The 13,345-nt window shown below is 71.8% G+C and carries 14 protein-coding genes; 10 read left to right on the top strand and 4 right to left on the bottom strand.

Features of this window, described 5'->3' with window-relative positions:
• The first annotated feature begins 1 nt into the window (after position 1).
• The 7 genes from HQQ88_RS18475 to HQQ88_RS18445 all read left to right on the top strand — a co-directional run bounded on the left by HQQ88_RS18475 (position 2) and on the right by HQQ88_RS18445 (position 6,671).
• On the top strand, positions 2–1,690 hold the full coding sequence (locus HQQ88_RS18475) for an adenosylhomocysteinase (RefSeq protein WP_173170858.1): 1,689 nt from the start codon (positions 2–4) through the stop codon (positions 1,688–1,690).
• Positions 1,687–3,123: an amidohydrolase family protein gene (locus tag HQQ88_RS18470; protein ID WP_367917053.1), complete on the top strand. Its 1,437-nt coding sequence runs from the start codon at positions 1,687–1,689 to the stop codon at positions 3,121–3,123. Before HQQ88_RS18475 ends, HQQ88_RS18470 begins: the two co-directional genes overlap by 4 nt.
• Complete coding sequence (locus HQQ88_RS18465; RefSeq protein WP_248703959.1) at positions 3,120–3,617, top strand: cupin domain-containing protein; 498 nt, start codon at positions 3,120–3,122, stop codon at positions 3,615–3,617. The genes HQQ88_RS18470 and HQQ88_RS18465 overlap by 4 nt, the downstream gene beginning before the upstream one ends.
• Positions 3,618–3,641: 24 nt before the next feature.
• The gene (locus HQQ88_RS18460) at positions 3,642–3,950 is read left to right on the top strand and encodes a DUF3800 domain-containing protein (protein ID WP_173170856.1); all 309 of its coding nucleotides are present in this window, start codon (positions 3,642–3,644) and stop codon (positions 3,948–3,950) included.
• 243 nt (positions 3,951–4,193) lie between these two features.
• Positions 4,194–5,015 (top strand): ABC transporter substrate-binding protein, encoded by an 822-nt coding sequence (locus HQQ88_RS18455; protein WP_173170854.1) that lies wholly within the window; start codon positions 4,194–4,196, stop codon positions 5,013–5,015.
• 4 nt (positions 5,016–5,019) lie between these two features.
• Positions 5,020–5,898, top strand: a complete 879-nt coding sequence (locus HQQ88_RS18450; protein ID WP_123293349.1) for an amino acid ABC transporter permease — start codon at positions 5,020–5,022, stop codon at positions 5,896–5,898.
• Positions 5,895–6,671 (top strand): amino acid ABC transporter ATP-binding protein, encoded by a 777-nt coding sequence (locus HQQ88_RS18445; protein WP_173170852.1) that lies wholly within the window; start codon positions 5,895–5,897, stop codon positions 6,669–6,671. The genes HQQ88_RS18450 and HQQ88_RS18445 overlap by 4 nt, the downstream gene beginning before the upstream one ends.
• Positions 6,672–6,737: 66 nt before the next feature.
• On the opposite strand, the gene HQQ88_RS18440 is transcribed toward HQQ88_RS18445, so the two are convergent.
• The gene (locus HQQ88_RS18440; protein WP_123293351.1) at positions 6,738–8,189 is read right to left on the bottom strand and encodes a DHA2 family efflux MFS transporter permease subunit; all 1,452 of its coding nucleotides are present in this window, start codon (positions 8,187–8,189) and stop codon (positions 6,738–6,740) included.
• Positions 8,190–8,265: 76 nt separating this feature from the next.
• On the opposite strand from HQQ88_RS18440, the gene HQQ88_RS18435 reads away from it, so the two are divergent.
• Positions 8,266–8,955: a TetR/AcrR family transcriptional regulator gene (locus HQQ88_RS18435; RefSeq protein ID WP_173170849.1), complete on the top strand. Its 690-nt coding sequence runs from the start codon at positions 8,266–8,268 to the stop codon at positions 8,953–8,955.
• Here the strand turns inward: HQQ88_RS18435 and HQQ88_RS18430 are convergent.
• Positions 8,952–9,917, bottom strand: a complete 966-nt coding sequence (locus HQQ88_RS18430) for an NAD(P)H-quinone oxidoreductase (RefSeq protein WP_173170847.1) — start codon at positions 9,915–9,917, stop codon at positions 8,952–8,954. The two genes, HQQ88_RS18435 and HQQ88_RS18430, sit on opposite strands and share 4 nt — an antisense overlap.
• Positions 9,918–10,031: 114 nt before the next feature.
• Here HQQ88_RS18430 and HQQ88_RS18425 point away from each other — a divergent pair, with 114 nt between their 5' ends.
• Entirely contained in the window at positions 10,032–10,442 is a 411-nt protein-coding gene (locus HQQ88_RS18425; RefSeq protein ID WP_123293354.1) for a hypothetical protein, read from the top strand.
• Positions 10,442–10,927 (top strand): hypothetical protein, encoded by a 486-nt coding sequence (locus tag HQQ88_RS18420; protein WP_173170845.1) that lies wholly within the window; start codon positions 10,442–10,444, stop codon positions 10,925–10,927. Before HQQ88_RS18425 ends, HQQ88_RS18420 begins: the two co-directional genes overlap by 1 nt.
• Before the next feature lie 95 nt (positions 10,928–11,022).
• Here HQQ88_RS18420 and HQQ88_RS18415 read toward each other — a convergent pair whose 3' ends face one another.
• Together HQQ88_RS18415 and HQQ88_RS18410 are read right to left on the bottom strand one after the other, a co-directional pair.
• The gene (locus HQQ88_RS18415) at positions 11,023–11,901 is read right to left on the bottom strand and encodes an aldo/keto reductase (RefSeq protein WP_123312106.1); all 879 of its coding nucleotides are present in this window, start codon (positions 11,899–11,901) and stop codon (positions 11,023–11,025) included.
• A 145-nt stretch (positions 11,902–12,046) separates the two neighbouring features.
• Entirely contained in the window at positions 12,047–13,294 is a 1,248-nt protein-coding gene (locus tag HQQ88_RS18410; protein ID WP_173170843.1) for an FAD-dependent oxidoreductase, read from the bottom strand.
• Positions 13,295–13,345: the final 51 nt, after the last annotated feature.

The following is a 13,345-nucleotide window of genomic DNA, read 5'->3' as shown; positions in this document are numbered from 1 at the left end:
CATGCCGCCAGGACCCGACCCCGAGACGCGATCCTGGGCGTCGGCGGCCGTCCGACGCTTCGCCGCGGTCACGAACCTGCTCGTCGCAGCCCGTCGGTTCCGCATCGTCGGTGGCGACCCCCGCGACGCGTCGGCGCTGCACGGCCTGCTGACCGGCCTCGGTGCACGCCCGGCCGCGGAGCACGAACCGATCGACCAGCTCTGGTGCCTCGGTTCCCCCGAGGACTCAACCCCCGTCATCGAGCGCGAGGCCGACCGCCCCCGCGGCGCCACGCTCATCGTGATCGACGCCGGCCGGCACCTGCCCGCGGTCGACGAGGACGCCTTCGGCCCCGTAGTCACCGCCCGCCCGGGCGTGCTCGGCGTCCCGATGCTCTCCGACGACGTCTTCCTGGTCTCCACCGGCCGCGACCCCGAGGACGACCCGGCCGCCGACGCCCGGCTGCGCTGGGTGCGACGCTCGATGCCCGTCTCGCGCGCGGTCGCCGCCGAACTCCGCGACGGTGGACTGCTCCGCGGCACCCGCATCGGCGTCGCGATGTTCCTCGAGCCGAAGACGGCGGTGCTGAGCCTGCTCCTCCGCGACGCCGGTGCGGAGGTCGTCGTCTACGCGCACGCCGACGAGACCGACGACGCCGTGGCCGCGTCGCTCCGGGCAGCTGGTCTCACGGTGCACGCGAGCAGCGCGGCCTCGCTGCCGGAGCAGAAGTCGCTCGCCCTCGCGATGCTCGACACCCGCCCGCACATCCTGCTCGACGACGGTTCCCACGTCATCCGGCTCGCCCACCAGGAGCGTCCGGACCTGCTGCCGACGATGCTCGGCGCGGCCGAGGAGACCACGAGCGGCCTCCGACCCCTGCGCGTGATGGCGTCGCGGGGCGAGCTCGGCATCCCCGTGGTCGCCGTCAACGACGCCCGCACCAAGACGTTCTTCGACAACCGGTACGGCACCGGGCAGTCGACGGTGTTCGCGATGCTCGACCTGGTCGACGGGCTCCCATCCGGTACGCACCGAGCGATCTCGGGAGGCGCGGCGGTCGTCGCCGGGTTCGGGCACGTCGGCGAGGGGGTCGCGTTGGTGCTCACCGCCCTCGGTTTCCGGGTCACGGTCGCCGAGACCGACCCGGTGCGCGCCCTGCAGGCGCTGTTCGCCGGCCACGCCGTCGCGCCGCTCGCCGAGGCCGTGCAGGACGCCGACCTCGTGGTGAGCGCCACCGGGGTCGCCGACACCATCGACCTGCGCGTGCTGCGCTCGTGCGCGGACGGGGCCGTCGTCGCCGTCGCGGGTGGGGTCGACCACGAGGTCGCGCTCGACGACGCCCGCGCCGCCGGAGCCGGACTGCGGCCGGTGGGTCCGAAGGCCGAGCGCCTCGTGTTCCCCGACGCCGAGGGCGGACCGATCGTGCTCGACCGCGGCGGCTGCATCAACATCACCGCGGCCGAGGGCAACCCGATCGAGATCATGGACCTGTCCTTCGCCGCGCAGCTCGGGGCCGTCCGCATGCTGCTGGAGCGCGGCGACGAACTGGAGCGAGCTGTCGTGCCCATCGATCCCGCGGTCGACGACGCGACCGCCCGCGTGGCGCTCGCCGCGTTCGGGAGCCGACCCGTTCCTCCCGGCCCTCCAGCCGAACACCCTGCGGACCGCGAGCCGGACGTCCGGACGCGTCGTTTCGGAGACCCCGCATGAGCGCTGCGCACCCGAGCGACTCGCACCCGACCGCCACGCACCCGCGTGCCGACCACTCCGTCGTCGTGCACTCGGCGCGCGTCGTCGTGCCGATGACCGCGCCCCCGATCGCCGACGGTGCCGTCGCCGTGCAGGACGGCCGCATCCTGCACGTCGGCGACCGGTCCTGGGTCGTCGACCAGCTCGCCGGCTCGGGTGCGACGTTCACCGAACGGCAGTGGCGCGGAGCCCTCCTGCCGGGCCTCGTCAACGCGCACTCGCACCTGCAGTACACCGGCATGGCCAGTGTCGGCCTAGGCCAGTACGACGGTTTCGAGGACTGGGCGTCCGCGTTCAACCAGGACTACGCCGAACCGCACGACTGGCGGGCCGAAGCAGCCGCTGGTGCCGCCGCCTCGATCCGCGCGGGCGTGACGAGCATCGCGGACATCGTCACCGACATCGAGGCCTCCACCGCGCTCGAGGATGCCGGGCTCGGCGGCATCGCCTACTGGGAGGTGATGGACTGGGAGAACGACGCCTGGCAGTCGCACGGCCGCGACCAGGTGCTCGACGAACTCGCCCGGATCCCGACGAACCCCGGCGCCGGTCTGTCGCCGCATGCGCCGTACTCGCTCGAGGTCGCGCCCCTCCTCGAACTCCCCGACATCGTCCGGCAGCGTGGGCTCCGCCTGCACCTGCACCTCGGCGAGGCCGCCTTCGAAGGTGAGCGCATCGCCCTCGGACCGGTCCCCGGACTCGACGGCGTCGACGGCGTCGGCCACGGCAACGACTGGCACCTGGCGAACCTGCCCTCGTTCCGGGCGCTCCGGGCACTCGGGTTCGGGGCGAGCGCCACCGCGTTCGTCGACCGGCTCGGGGTGCTCGGCCCGGACTGCCACATCGCGCACGGCGTCTACATGACCGCTGCCGACCGGGCGCTCCTGCGCGCTCGCGGCACCGCAGTCGCACTGTGCCCGCGTTCGAACGCCGTCATCGGCCTCGATCCGCCACCGGTCGCCGACTACCTGCGCGAGGGCAGCCCGATCGCCATCGGCACCGACTCGCTGTCGTCGTCACCGTCCCTCGACCTGATGGCCGACGTCACGGCGTTGCACCGGATCGCCCGTGCTCAGGGGTACGGCCACCGCGACCTGCACGAGCGGCTCCTGTCGGCGGCGACGCTCGGTGGTGCGCACGCCATGGGACTCGCCGTCGGGCCGGACCGCATCGGCCACCTCGCCGTGGGGGCCCGCGCCGACCTGGCCGTCTTCGACGTCGATGCCCGCACCGTGCCCGACGCACTCGCCGAGCTCGTCGAGGACGGGGCCGGGCGTGCGTCCGCGACCGTCATCCGTGGGGTCGTCCGCGCCGTCGACGGAGCACTGACCGGCGTGCCCACGTCGTCGCCCGACCGCCCCGCTCGCCCTGTCATCCCTGTGGAGGAATCATGACCGAGACCGCACCCCGCCCCGGCATGGCCGCCCGTCGCACCGTCGACGGCGAACTGATCGAGTGGCTCGACGTGCCGAAGCGCGCCATCGCCCTCGGCATGGAGCCGCACCCCGAGGGCGGTTGGTACGTCCGCACCTGGACCTCGCCGGCCACGGTGACGACGCCCGCGGGGGACCGCCCCGCCGCGACCCTGATCCACTTCCTGCTGCCCCCGGGCGAGGCCTCGGCCTGGCACCGGGTGACGAGCGACGAGATCTGGATGTGGCACGGTCCGGACACCGTGGAGCTCGAACTCGGCGGCTCCGGCGATGCTCCCGAGCCCGGCGCGCGGGTCACCCTCGGGCCCGACGCCGGACGTGACCGGGTGAACGACGCACAGGCGTTCGTGCGCGGCGGCGTGTGGCAGCGGACGATCCCGAACGACGGCGAGGTGCTGCTGAGCTGCCTGGTGTCGCCGGGCTTCTCGTTCGAGGACTTCACGATGGCCGACTGACGTACCGGCAAGCCGATCATCCTCGTGCACAACGCGGGTGACGACGCGACGGTCCGCGCGATCCACCGGCGCTTCCGGCGGCACAGCTTCGCACCAGGGGGTTCTCGTGTCAGCGCGCCGCTGCTCGTCGAGGATCCGGTCCCTCGTGACTCGGCGTCGTCATACTTCGTCCAGGCGGCCGACCTGGTCGCGTACGCGGGGTTCCGGCGGTTCCAGGCACCCGGCGCGAAGAGCGGCAGCGTCTGCGACGAGACGATGTGGGACGAGCTGCGGCCCGTCTGGCGCACCGAGGTGACGAACGCTCGGCGCGACGCCATCGTCGTCTGGCCGTGATCGCGTTCGGGAGCGTTCCGAGAACAGAAAGGGGGCGCCCCGTGCTGGGACGCCCCTTGATCTCAGACCTCAGCCGAGCATGCGCTCGGTTCAGCCCGCGTCGCCAGATTACCAGCCAGACGTCGACCCGTCGACTGGTGTGTGACACGAGACCGGGTCACGAGGAGCGCCCGGAGTCGCGTTGGTATCCCACCGCGAAGTACACTTCGACCTGCCCCCACCCCCTCGCACGAAGGCCCGACCGTGACCCGATCCCTCCGCCTCACCCTCGCCGTCGCAACAGCCGCGGTCGCCGCCCTCGCCCTGACGTCGTGCGCCGCCGGCAGCGGCAGCAACGAAGACGGCACCGTCACCGACGGCAAGCTGACGGTCGCCACCGGTGAGCCGGCGTACTCGCCGTGGATCGAGGACAACAAGCCGGAGTCCGGCAAGGGCTTCGAGTCCGCCGTCGCCTACGCGGTCGCGAAGGAGATGGGCTACAGCAAGTCCGACGTCGTGTGGAAGCGCAGCACCTTCGACAGCGCGATCGCACCGGGTCCGAAGGACTGGGACCTCAACGTCCAGCAGTTCTCGATCGACGCCCAGCGCAAGAAGGCCGTCGACATGTCGAGCGCGTACTACACGACGACGCAGGCCGTGGTGACGACCAGCACCTCGAAGGCCGTCGACGACACGAGCATCGCCGCGCTCAAGAAGGACGCGATCGGCGTCGCCACCGGGTCCACGTCGATCGCGAGCGTGAAGAGCGTGCTGGGGATCACCCCGCAGGTCTTCAACTCGAACGACGACGCCGTGCTCGCACTGAAGTCGGGCCAGATCGACGCGATCGTCACCGACCTGCCGACGGCGTTCTACATGGCCGCGGCGCAGCTCGACGACGGCACGGTGTCGGCGCAGTTCCCGTCCGACGGCAAGGGCGACCAGTTCGGTTTCGTCCTGCCGAAGGGCTCGGAGCTCACGAGCAAGGTGGACAAGGCGCTCAAGTCGCTGACGGACGACGGCACGCTCGAGGACCTGCAGACCAAGTGGCTCTCCTCGGAGACCAACACCCCGGTCCTGAAGTAACCGCATGACCGTTCCAGCAGGCGCCGGTACCCCGGTCGCCGCAGCCGCGCCGAGCCAGGTCGAGGCCGAGCGGCGGCTCTACCGCCGGCAGCGCGGACGCCGGTCGATCGTGGTGTCGGTGGTGTCGACGCTCGTGGTGATCGCGATCGCCTACTTCGGCGTCGTGAACACCCCCGGCTGGGCAGCGGTCCAGCAGTCGTTCTTCGACCCGCAGACCGCGATCGACACGTTCCCGGACATCCTGCTGGGCCTCTGGCTGAACGTCCGGATCCTGTTCTTCAGCGCCATCGGCGTCGCCGTGTTCGGCACCCTGCTCGCAGTGGTGCGGGGCCTGCGGAACCCGGTCTTCTTCCCGCTGCGGATGCTCGCGACCGGGTACACGGACCTGTTCCGCGGCCTGCCGCTCATCATCGTGCTCTACCTGGTCGGCTACGGGATCCCCGGTCTCGGGGTGTTCCCGCGGCTGCCCGCCGAGGTCTGGGGCACCATCGCGATCGTCCTGACGTACTCGTCGTACATCGCTGAGGTCCTGCGTGCCGGCATGGAGGCCGTGCACCCCTCGCAACGTCTGGCCGCGCGGTCGCTCGGGCTCTCGCACGCCAAGACGCTGCGACTCGTGGTGCTGCCGCAGGCGATCCGCAAGGTCACACCGGCACTGATGAACGACTTCGTCTCGATGCAGAAGGACGTCGGCCTGGTGTCGATCCTCGGCGCCGTCGACGCGGTCCGTTCGGCGCAGATCGCGCAGGCGGAGACCTACAACTTCACGCCGTACTTCGTCGCGGGGCTGCTGTTCGTGGTGATCAGCCTGCCGCTGATCCGCGTCACGGACGCGATCGCGCGCCGCCAGCAGCGGCGCGAGCAGATCGGAGGGACCGTATGAGCGAGGTCGGCCAGGAGGCCCGTGGTGCGTCCGGTGCGGACGCTGCGGTCCTCGAGCTGCGCGGGTTGCGCAAGGCCTTCGGCGAGCACGAGGTCCTGCGCGGCATCGACCTGACGCTGCACCGCCACGAGGTCATCTGCGTCATCGGGGCGTCCGGCTCGGGCAAGTCGACCCTGCTCAAGACGGTGAACCTGCTCGAGGGCATCGACGACGGCGAGATCCTGCTGCAGGGCACCGACATCGCCGATCCCCGCGTCGCGGTCGACGGTGTCCGTGCGCGGATCGGCGTGGTCTTCCAGCAGTTCAATCTGTTCCCGCACATGCGCGTGCTCGACAACGTGACACTCGCTTCGCGGCAGGTGCACGGCGTCGGCCGGGCCGAGGCCGAGGCGACCGCGCGTCGGCTGCTCGAACGGATCGGGCTCGCGGAGTTCGCCGATGCCTACCCGGATCGGCTCTCCGGCGGCCAGCAGCAGCGCGTGGCCATCGTCCGGGCGATCGCGTCCGACCCCGAGCTCCTGCTGCTCGACGAGGTCACGAGCGCCCTCGACCCCCAGCTCGTCGGCGAGGTGCTCGACCTGGTCACCGAGCTGAAGCGGCAGGGGTCGACGATCCTGATGACCACGCACGAGATGCACTTCGCGCGGAACGTGGCCGACCGGATCGTGTTCCTGCACCGGGGAGAGGTCGTCGAGCAGGGCGTTCCCGCCCAGGTCCTCGACGCCCCGCAGCACCCGGCGCTGGTCGAGTTCCTCTCCCGCGTCCACGCCTAGGACCAGACCGGGCGACTACGCGACGGGAGCCGGGACGGCGGGCGTGGGCCGGGCCTCTCCCCACCGTCACGGCCGGCTCGCCGCTGGCGCGTCGACCCGGAACCGGCGGCGTGGGCCCAGGTCGTCATCGGCGACCACCTCGGGGACGTGGGATCCGCGACCTGCCGGCAGGAACACGGCGACGAGTGCCGAAGCCGCGACGACGGCCGCTCCGACCAACACGGCGGGCTGTGCCGCGTCGACGTAACCGGTGGGCGTGAGCTGGCCGCCGGCACCGGTGAACACGGCGGTGAGCACCGCGATGCCGAGTGCGACGCCGATCTCGCGCAGGGTGGAGTTCGCGCCGGAGGCCTTCGCGTGGTCGTCCTGCGGCATCCGCGCGAGCACGGCGGTCGAGATCGGCCCGAACACGGCGCCCATGCCGATGCCGGCGAGCAGGAAGCCGGGCAGGAGGCCGGTGAAGGTGACGTCGGCGGACATCGTGGCGGCGATCCAGAACAGTCCGGCGGACAGGAACGCCATGCCGCCGGCGATGAGCACCCGGGTGCCGACCCGTGGTGCGATGATCCCGGCGAGCGGCGCGACGACCATCGGTGCGAGCGTCCACGGCATCGTCCAGACGCCGGCCTCGAGCGGTGACCGGCCCTGCACCACCTGCAGGAACTGGATCAGGATGAAGACCGACCCGAACGCGCCGAACGAGAAGGTCATGGCGACGAGGTTGGCGAGGGTGAAGCTGCGGTCGCGGAAGAACCGGAGCGGCAGGAGCGGTGCGGCCGTCGTGGCCTGGCGGACGACGAACGCGACGAGCAGTGCGCCGCCACCGATGAGGCCGACCAGCACCTCGGTGCTCGTCCAGCCCGCGTCGTTGCCGCGGACGATGCCGAACACGACGCCGAGCACCCCGAGACCCGCGAACACGACGCCGAGGACGTCGGTCCGGACCCGGGCGCCACGGGTGTTCGGCAGGGCGAACAGGGCGAGCGGGATCGCGATCACGCCGACGGGGACGTTGAGCCAGAAGATCGCCTCCCAGCTCCAGCTCTCGACGACGGCTCCGCCGATGAGCGGGCCGAGCGCGACGCCGAGGCCGGAGATGCCGCCCCAGACGCCGATGCCCACGGTCCGCAGGCGGTCCGGGACGCTGCCGACGAGCAGCGTCAGCGACAGGGGCATGATCGCCGCGGCGCCGGCCCCCTCCACCGCGCGCCAGACGATGAGGGCGGTCGGGTCGGTGCTCATCGCGGCGAAGGCCGACGAGAGGGTGAAGACGCCGATGCCGGCGATGAACAGGTGGCGGCGGCCGATGCGGTCGCCGAGGCCGACGGCCAGCAGCATCAGGGCGGCGAAGGCGAGCGTGTAGGCGTTGGTGATCCACTGCAGCTCCTCGACCGAGGCGCCGAGGTCGGCGTGCACGGCGGGGAGTGCGCTGGTGACGACGAGGTTGTCGAGCGTCGCCATGAACATCGGGAGGGACGCGGCGGCGATCGCGAGCCACACGGGGATGCGTCGGGACATGGTGTCTCCAGTCGTTGGTAATCCGATGATTACTTGTCTCGACGGACTGTAGTAATCGACTGATAACATGTCAACCATGAGCACGGAGACAGCCGTCCGGATGCCGGCAGCGCAGCGTCGCGCGATGATCCTCGAAGCCGCACGCGGGGTGTTCGGCCGCCAGGGGTACCACGGCACCACCACCGACCAGATCGCCTCGGCGGCGGGCATCAGCCAGCCGTACGTCGTCCGGATGTTCGGGTCGAAGGAAGCGCTGTTCCTCGAGGTCTTCCGCGACACCCTCGGCATCCTGCTCGACGCCTGGCGCGAGACCCTGACGACCCTCGGCCCGGACGACGTGCCGGCGCACGTCATCGGTGAGCAGTTCGTCGACCTCGCTGCCGAGCAGGGCCTGCACACCGTGCTGCTGCAGGGGTTCGTCTCCGGTGCCGAGCCCGCGATCGGTGCGGCCGCACGCGACGGCTTCCTCGAGATCTACCGGTTCCTGCGGGACGAGGCGGGGATCCCGGACGACCAGGTGCAGGGCTTCCTGGGCAGCGGGATGATCTTCGCGATCATGCTCGCGATCGACATGCCGGCGCGGTTCGACGAGGACCGCGACGCGGCGGACCTGCTCCGCGCGACGTTCGGCGCGAAGTGCGGGCAGGTGCTCGACCTGGTGCGGCCGAGCGCGGCAGACCCGGGCGCAGCGCACCCGGGCGCAGGGCACCCGGGCGCAGCGCACCCGGGCGCAGCGCACCCGGGCGCAGCCCGCCCACGCGCCTAGAGCGTCAGCAGCACCTTCCCAACGACCTCGCCGTCGCGGACCTTCCGGTGCGCCTCTTCGACCTCGGCGAGCGGAAGGACAGTGTCGATGACCGGGCGGACGCTGCCGTCGGCGACGAAGGGCCAGACGTGCTCCCGGACGGCGGCGACGATCGCGGCCTTCTCGGCGAGCGGCCGGGCGCGCAGGGTCGTCCCGCTGATCGACGCCCGCTTCCGCATCAGCGCACCGAGGTCGAGCTCGGCGGTGCTGCCGCTGCCCGAGGCGATGACGGCGATGTGCCCGTTGGGTGCGAGGGCCTGCAGGTTCCGCGCCAGGTACGACGGTCCGACGACGTCGAGCACCACGTCGACCCCGACGCCGTCCGTGAACGCGAGGACGCGCTCGACGAAGTCCTCGGTGCGGTGGTCGACCACCAGATCGGCACCCAGGTCACGCGACGCCTGGACCTTGCGGTCACCGCCGCTCGTCGCGATCACCGTGGCACCGAGGGCCTTCGCCCACAGGACGGCGTGCGAGCCCATGCCGCCGGTGCCACCGTGCACGAGCAGGGTCTGCCCGGGGCGGAGTCCGGCGAGCATGCCGATGTTCGAGTACACGGTGCAGGCGGCTTCGGGCAGGCCGGCAGCCTCGACCAGGTCGACCGCGTCGGGGACCGGCAGCACCTGCGTCGCGGGAGCCACGACGAGCGAGGCGTAGCCGCCGCCGGACAGCAGGGCGCACACGCGGTCGCCGACGGCCACCGAGGTCACCCCGTCGCCGAGAGCCCGGACGGTGCCGGAGACCTCGAGCCCGAGGATCTCCGAGGCCCCGGGCGGCGGCGGGTAGTTCCCCGCGCGCTGCTGCAGGTCGGCGTTGTTCACCCCGGCGGCGGCGACCTCGATGAGCACCTCGCCCGCGGCGGGCACCGGGTCGGGCAGGTCGGTCACGGACAAGTTGGTGTCGTCGAACGTGATGGCGCGCATGCCCTGGACGGTACGCCGGGCAGCCGGTCATCCTGTGAGTGCCCCATGTACGCTCGATGACGGATCTGCACCTCATCCGGGGGAGTGCGGACCGATCGAGGGGGACTCTCCACCATGCCGAAGAACAAGCTCATCGCGCTCGCCACCGCCGGCCTCGCGCTCACCCTGCTCGCCGGTTGCTCGACCGGGCCGTCGAAGGCCGACCAGTGCACCCAGTTCGAGAAGACGGTCAAGTCCGCCGCCGAGGGCGTGCAGTCCGAAGCCGCGAACCTCCAGTCCGACCCGGACGCCGCCGTCACGAAGCTCAAGGAGCTCGACGAGAAGATCTCCGACGGCGTCGACGACCTGTCCGACGACGCCCTGCAGGACAAGGGCGAGGCGTTCGAGGACGCCTACGGCGACCTCGTCGACCAGATCGAGGACATCGCGAAGGACCCGCAGTCGGCCGACGTCTCGGCGCTCACGAAGTCCAGCACCAAGGTGCAGGACGCCGGCAACGCCTTCCAGAAGGAGTGCAACTCCTGATGCGCCGCACCCTCACCGCGGTGACCACGGCGCTCGTCGCCGTGGCGCTGCTGGCGGGCTGCTCCGGCGGCTCGTCCAGCGACGGCGGCTCGTCCGACGACGGAGCCTCGACGGAGACGTCGAAGACGTCCGCCCCGTCGAAGACCTCGGCCGCCGCTCCCGCGCAGACGAAGGCCGAGGCGTGCGCCCTGGTCGAGAACGAGCTCAAGTCGTTCATCGCCGAGCAGACGTCGTCCTCGGCACCGGCGGACCCCGCTGCGCGGGCGAAGCTCGTCGGCGAGTTCACCGACCGTCTCGACGCGGCACTGCCGAAGGTCACCAACGACGACGTCCACGACGCCTTCGAGGACTTCACCGAGGACGCGAAGGAGTACGCCTCGGCGCTCACCTCCAGCGGCTCGAGCGACTCCGCCGAGGCGAAGGACGCCCAGACCGACGTGCAGTCCTCGCTGAACGAGGTCTCGGCGGTCTGCCCGAGCAACTAGTCGCCACACCCGGCCCCGACACCACGACGCCCCGCAGCTCCGACCGGAACTGCGGGGCGTCGTCACGCGTCGTGGAGCGGCAGGACGAAGGCGACTCAGACGGCCGCCGGCTGCGACGCGTCCAGACGGGCGACGTCCTCCGGCCGCAGCTTCACGGTCGGTGCGGTCAGCGAGTTGAGGATCGACTGCGGCCGCGACGCCCCGGGGATCGGGACGACCACGTCGCTCTTCTGCAGCTCCCACGCGAGCGCGATGACCTGCGGGGTCACGCCACGGTCGCGTGCGATGTACGCGAAGTCCTCGTAGGCGGTGCCGAGGTCGGCGGCGTTCGCGATGCCACCGAGCGGGCTCCACGGCAGGAACGCGATGCCGAGCTCGTCGCAGAGCTCGAGTTCCGGCTCGCTCGACCGGAACTTCGGCGAGAACTGGTTCTGCACCGAGGCGAGTCGTCCGTCGAGGACCTCGTTCGCCGTCCGGATCTGGTCGGGGTCCGCGTTCGAGATGCCGGCCATCCGGATGACGCCCTCGTCGAGCAGCTCGCCGAGCGCGCCGACGGATTCGGCGTAGGGGACCGCGGGGTCCGGACGGTGGAACTGGTACAGGCCGATCGCCTCGACGCCGAGGCGTTTCGCTGACGCCTTCGCCGCCTGCTTCAGGTACTCCGGGTGGCCGTTCTGCGCCCAGGCGCCGGCCTCCGGTCGCAGGTGTCCGCCCTTCGTGGCGATGAGGATCGACTCGGTGTCGCCGTGGAACTCGCGGACCGCCCGGGCGATGAGCTCCTCGTTGTGCCCCACCTCGTCGTGGGCGGCCAGGTGGTACGCGTCCGCGGTGTCGATGAGCGTGACACCGTTCTCGAGCGCGGCGTGGATGGTCGCGATGGACTGTCGTTCGTCGGGGCGCCCCTCGATCGACATGGGCATCCCGCCCAGACCGATGGCGCTGACCGATACGTCTCCGATGACTCGTTGCTTCATGGCCCCAGCATGCGCCGGGGGTGCGCGGTCGCGCACAGGGTGCGTCGCGCAGTGGTGGTGACCACCCGCCGACCGGGAGGCCCGTGGCGGCCCCGCCCCGCGCCTCCCGTCCGCCGTCCGGTCCCGTCCACCGCGCCCGCTCCGTTCAGCGCCGCGCCCAGCTCGGCGCGTGCTCCGGAAGCGGCCCGAATGCGATGCCCCGGGCGTAGAGACCCCGCGACGGCGGCACGTACCGGGCGAGCAGCACGGGCAGCAGGGGTGGCCCGTCCTGCAGCCGTCCGGCGAAGGCCCGCTCGAACACGACGCGGTGCAGCACAGCCTGCGCCGACTGGACGATCACTGCCGGCGGCCTCCGACGACGCTGCACCGCGGCCAGTGCACCGTCCAGCCCCGCACCTCGGAGCCCACGCTGCAACGACGGAACCAGGATCCCCGCCGTCGCCACGGCGTCCTGCACCGCCAGGTTGATCCCCACCCCACCCGCGGGCGACATCGCGTGCGCCGCGTCGCCGATGCACAGCAGCCCCGGCCGCCACCACCGCCGCAACCGGTCCATCCGGACGTCGAGCACGTGCACGTCGTCCATCGACCCGATCGCCTCGACCCGGTCGGCGAAGTCCGGACGGAGCCGCGCCACCCGCTCCCGGAAGGCGTCGATCCCCTCAGCCCGCAGGGCCGCGTCCGAGCCCTTCGGAGCGAAGTACGCGACCTGGTGGTAGTCGGGCCGCGGGAAGCTCAGCAGCACGTCGTTGCCCGAGAACGCGGGGGTCAGGGCGCTCGCCGCGTCGCCCGACCGACGGGGGAGCCGGAACCACCAGGTGTCGAACGGCACCGGGAACGCCCGTGGCACGAGCCCTGCTGCCCGGCGCAGGACCGAGTTCCGTCCGTCGCACGCGATCACGACGTCGGCGCGGAGCTCCTCGGGTTCGCCGCTGCCGTCGCGCGAGCGGAGGTGGACCCCGGTGACCACACCGTTCTCCTCGATGAGCCCGGTCGCCGCGCGGCCCATCGCGATGTCGAACGACGGTTCCTGCCGGGCAGCGGTCACGAGCAGGTCGAGCAGGTCCCACTGCGGCACCATCGCCACGTGGTCGTACGGGGGATCGAGCCGTGAGAAGTCGCCGAGCAGCAGCCGTGACCCGTCGGGCATGGGCAGGGAGAAGTCGTCGAGCCGTGACTGCGGCAGGGCCCGGAAGCGCTCGCCGAGGCCGAGCTCGTCGAGCAGCCGGATCGTCGAGGCGTGCACGGTGTCGCCCCGGAAGTCCCGGTTGAAGTCGTCGTGCTGCTCGATGACGCGCACCGCGATGCCGGCCCGGGCGAGCAGCAGCCCGAGGACGACCCCGGCGGGGCCACCACCGACCACCGCGACCGTCGTCCGCGACACCGTCACCATGCCGTGGACGCTACGCCCTGTCGGACCCGCGCACTGTGCGCACGCACAACG

The sequence above is a fragment of the Curtobacterium sp. VKM Ac-2861 genome (genome assembly GCF_013204965.1).
Taxonomy (GTDB): domain Bacteria; phylum Actinomycetota; class Actinomycetes; order Actinomycetales; family Microbacteriaceae; genus Curtobacterium.
This window is presented reverse-complemented; position numbering and strand designations above follow the sequence as displayed.

What these genes read in the sequence shown, in the direction of transcription:
- HQQ88_RS18420 (WP_173170845.1), top strand. Translation starts at nt 10,442, where the DNA reads ATGCGCCGCACCCTCACCGCGGTGACCACGGCGCTCGTCGCCGTGGCG.
- HQQ88_RS18440 (WP_123293351.1), bottom strand. Translation starts at nt 8,189, where the DNA reads ATGTCCCGACGCATCCCCGTGTGGCTCGCGATCGCCGCCGCGTCCCTC.
- HQQ88_RS18450 (WP_123293349.1), top strand. Translation starts at nt 5,020, where the DNA reads ATGACCGTTCCAGCAGGCGCCGGTACCCCGGTCGCCGCAGCCGCGCCG.
- HQQ88_RS18425 (WP_123293354.1), top strand. Translation starts at nt 10,032, where the DNA reads ATGCCGAAGAACAAGCTCATCGCGCTCGCCACCGCCGGCCTCGCGCTC.
- HQQ88_RS18410 (WP_173170843.1), bottom strand. Translation starts at nt 13,294, where the DNA reads ATGGTGACGGTGTCGCGGACGACGGTCGCGGTGGTCGGTGGTGGCCCC.
- HQQ88_RS18465 (WP_248703959.1), top strand. Translation starts at nt 3,120, where the DNA reads ATGACCGAGACCGCACCCCGCCCCGGCATGGCCGCCCGTCGCACCGTC.
- HQQ88_RS18415 (WP_123312106.1), bottom strand. Translation starts at nt 11,901, where the DNA reads ATGAAGCAACGAGTCATCGGAGACGTATCGGTCAGCGCCATCGGTCTG.
- HQQ88_RS18475 (WP_173170858.1), top strand. Translation starts at nt 2, where the DNA reads ATGCCGCCAGGACCCGACCCCGAGACGCGATCCTGGGCGTCGGCGGCC.
- HQQ88_RS18435 (WP_173170849.1), top strand. Translation starts at nt 8,266, where the DNA reads ATGAGCACGGAGACAGCCGTCCGGATGCCGGCAGCGCAGCGTCGCGCG.
- HQQ88_RS18470 (WP_367917053.1), top strand. Translation starts at nt 1,687, where the DNA reads ATGAGCGCTGCGCACCCGAGCGACTCGCACCCGACCGCCACGCACCCG.
- HQQ88_RS18430 (WP_173170847.1), bottom strand. Translation starts at nt 9,917, where the DNA reads ATGCGCGCCATCACGTTCGACGACACCAACTTGTCCGTGACCGACCTG.
- HQQ88_RS18445 (WP_173170852.1), top strand. Translation starts at nt 5,895, where the DNA reads ATGAGCGAGGTCGGCCAGGAGGCCCGTGGTGCGTCCGGTGCGGACGCT.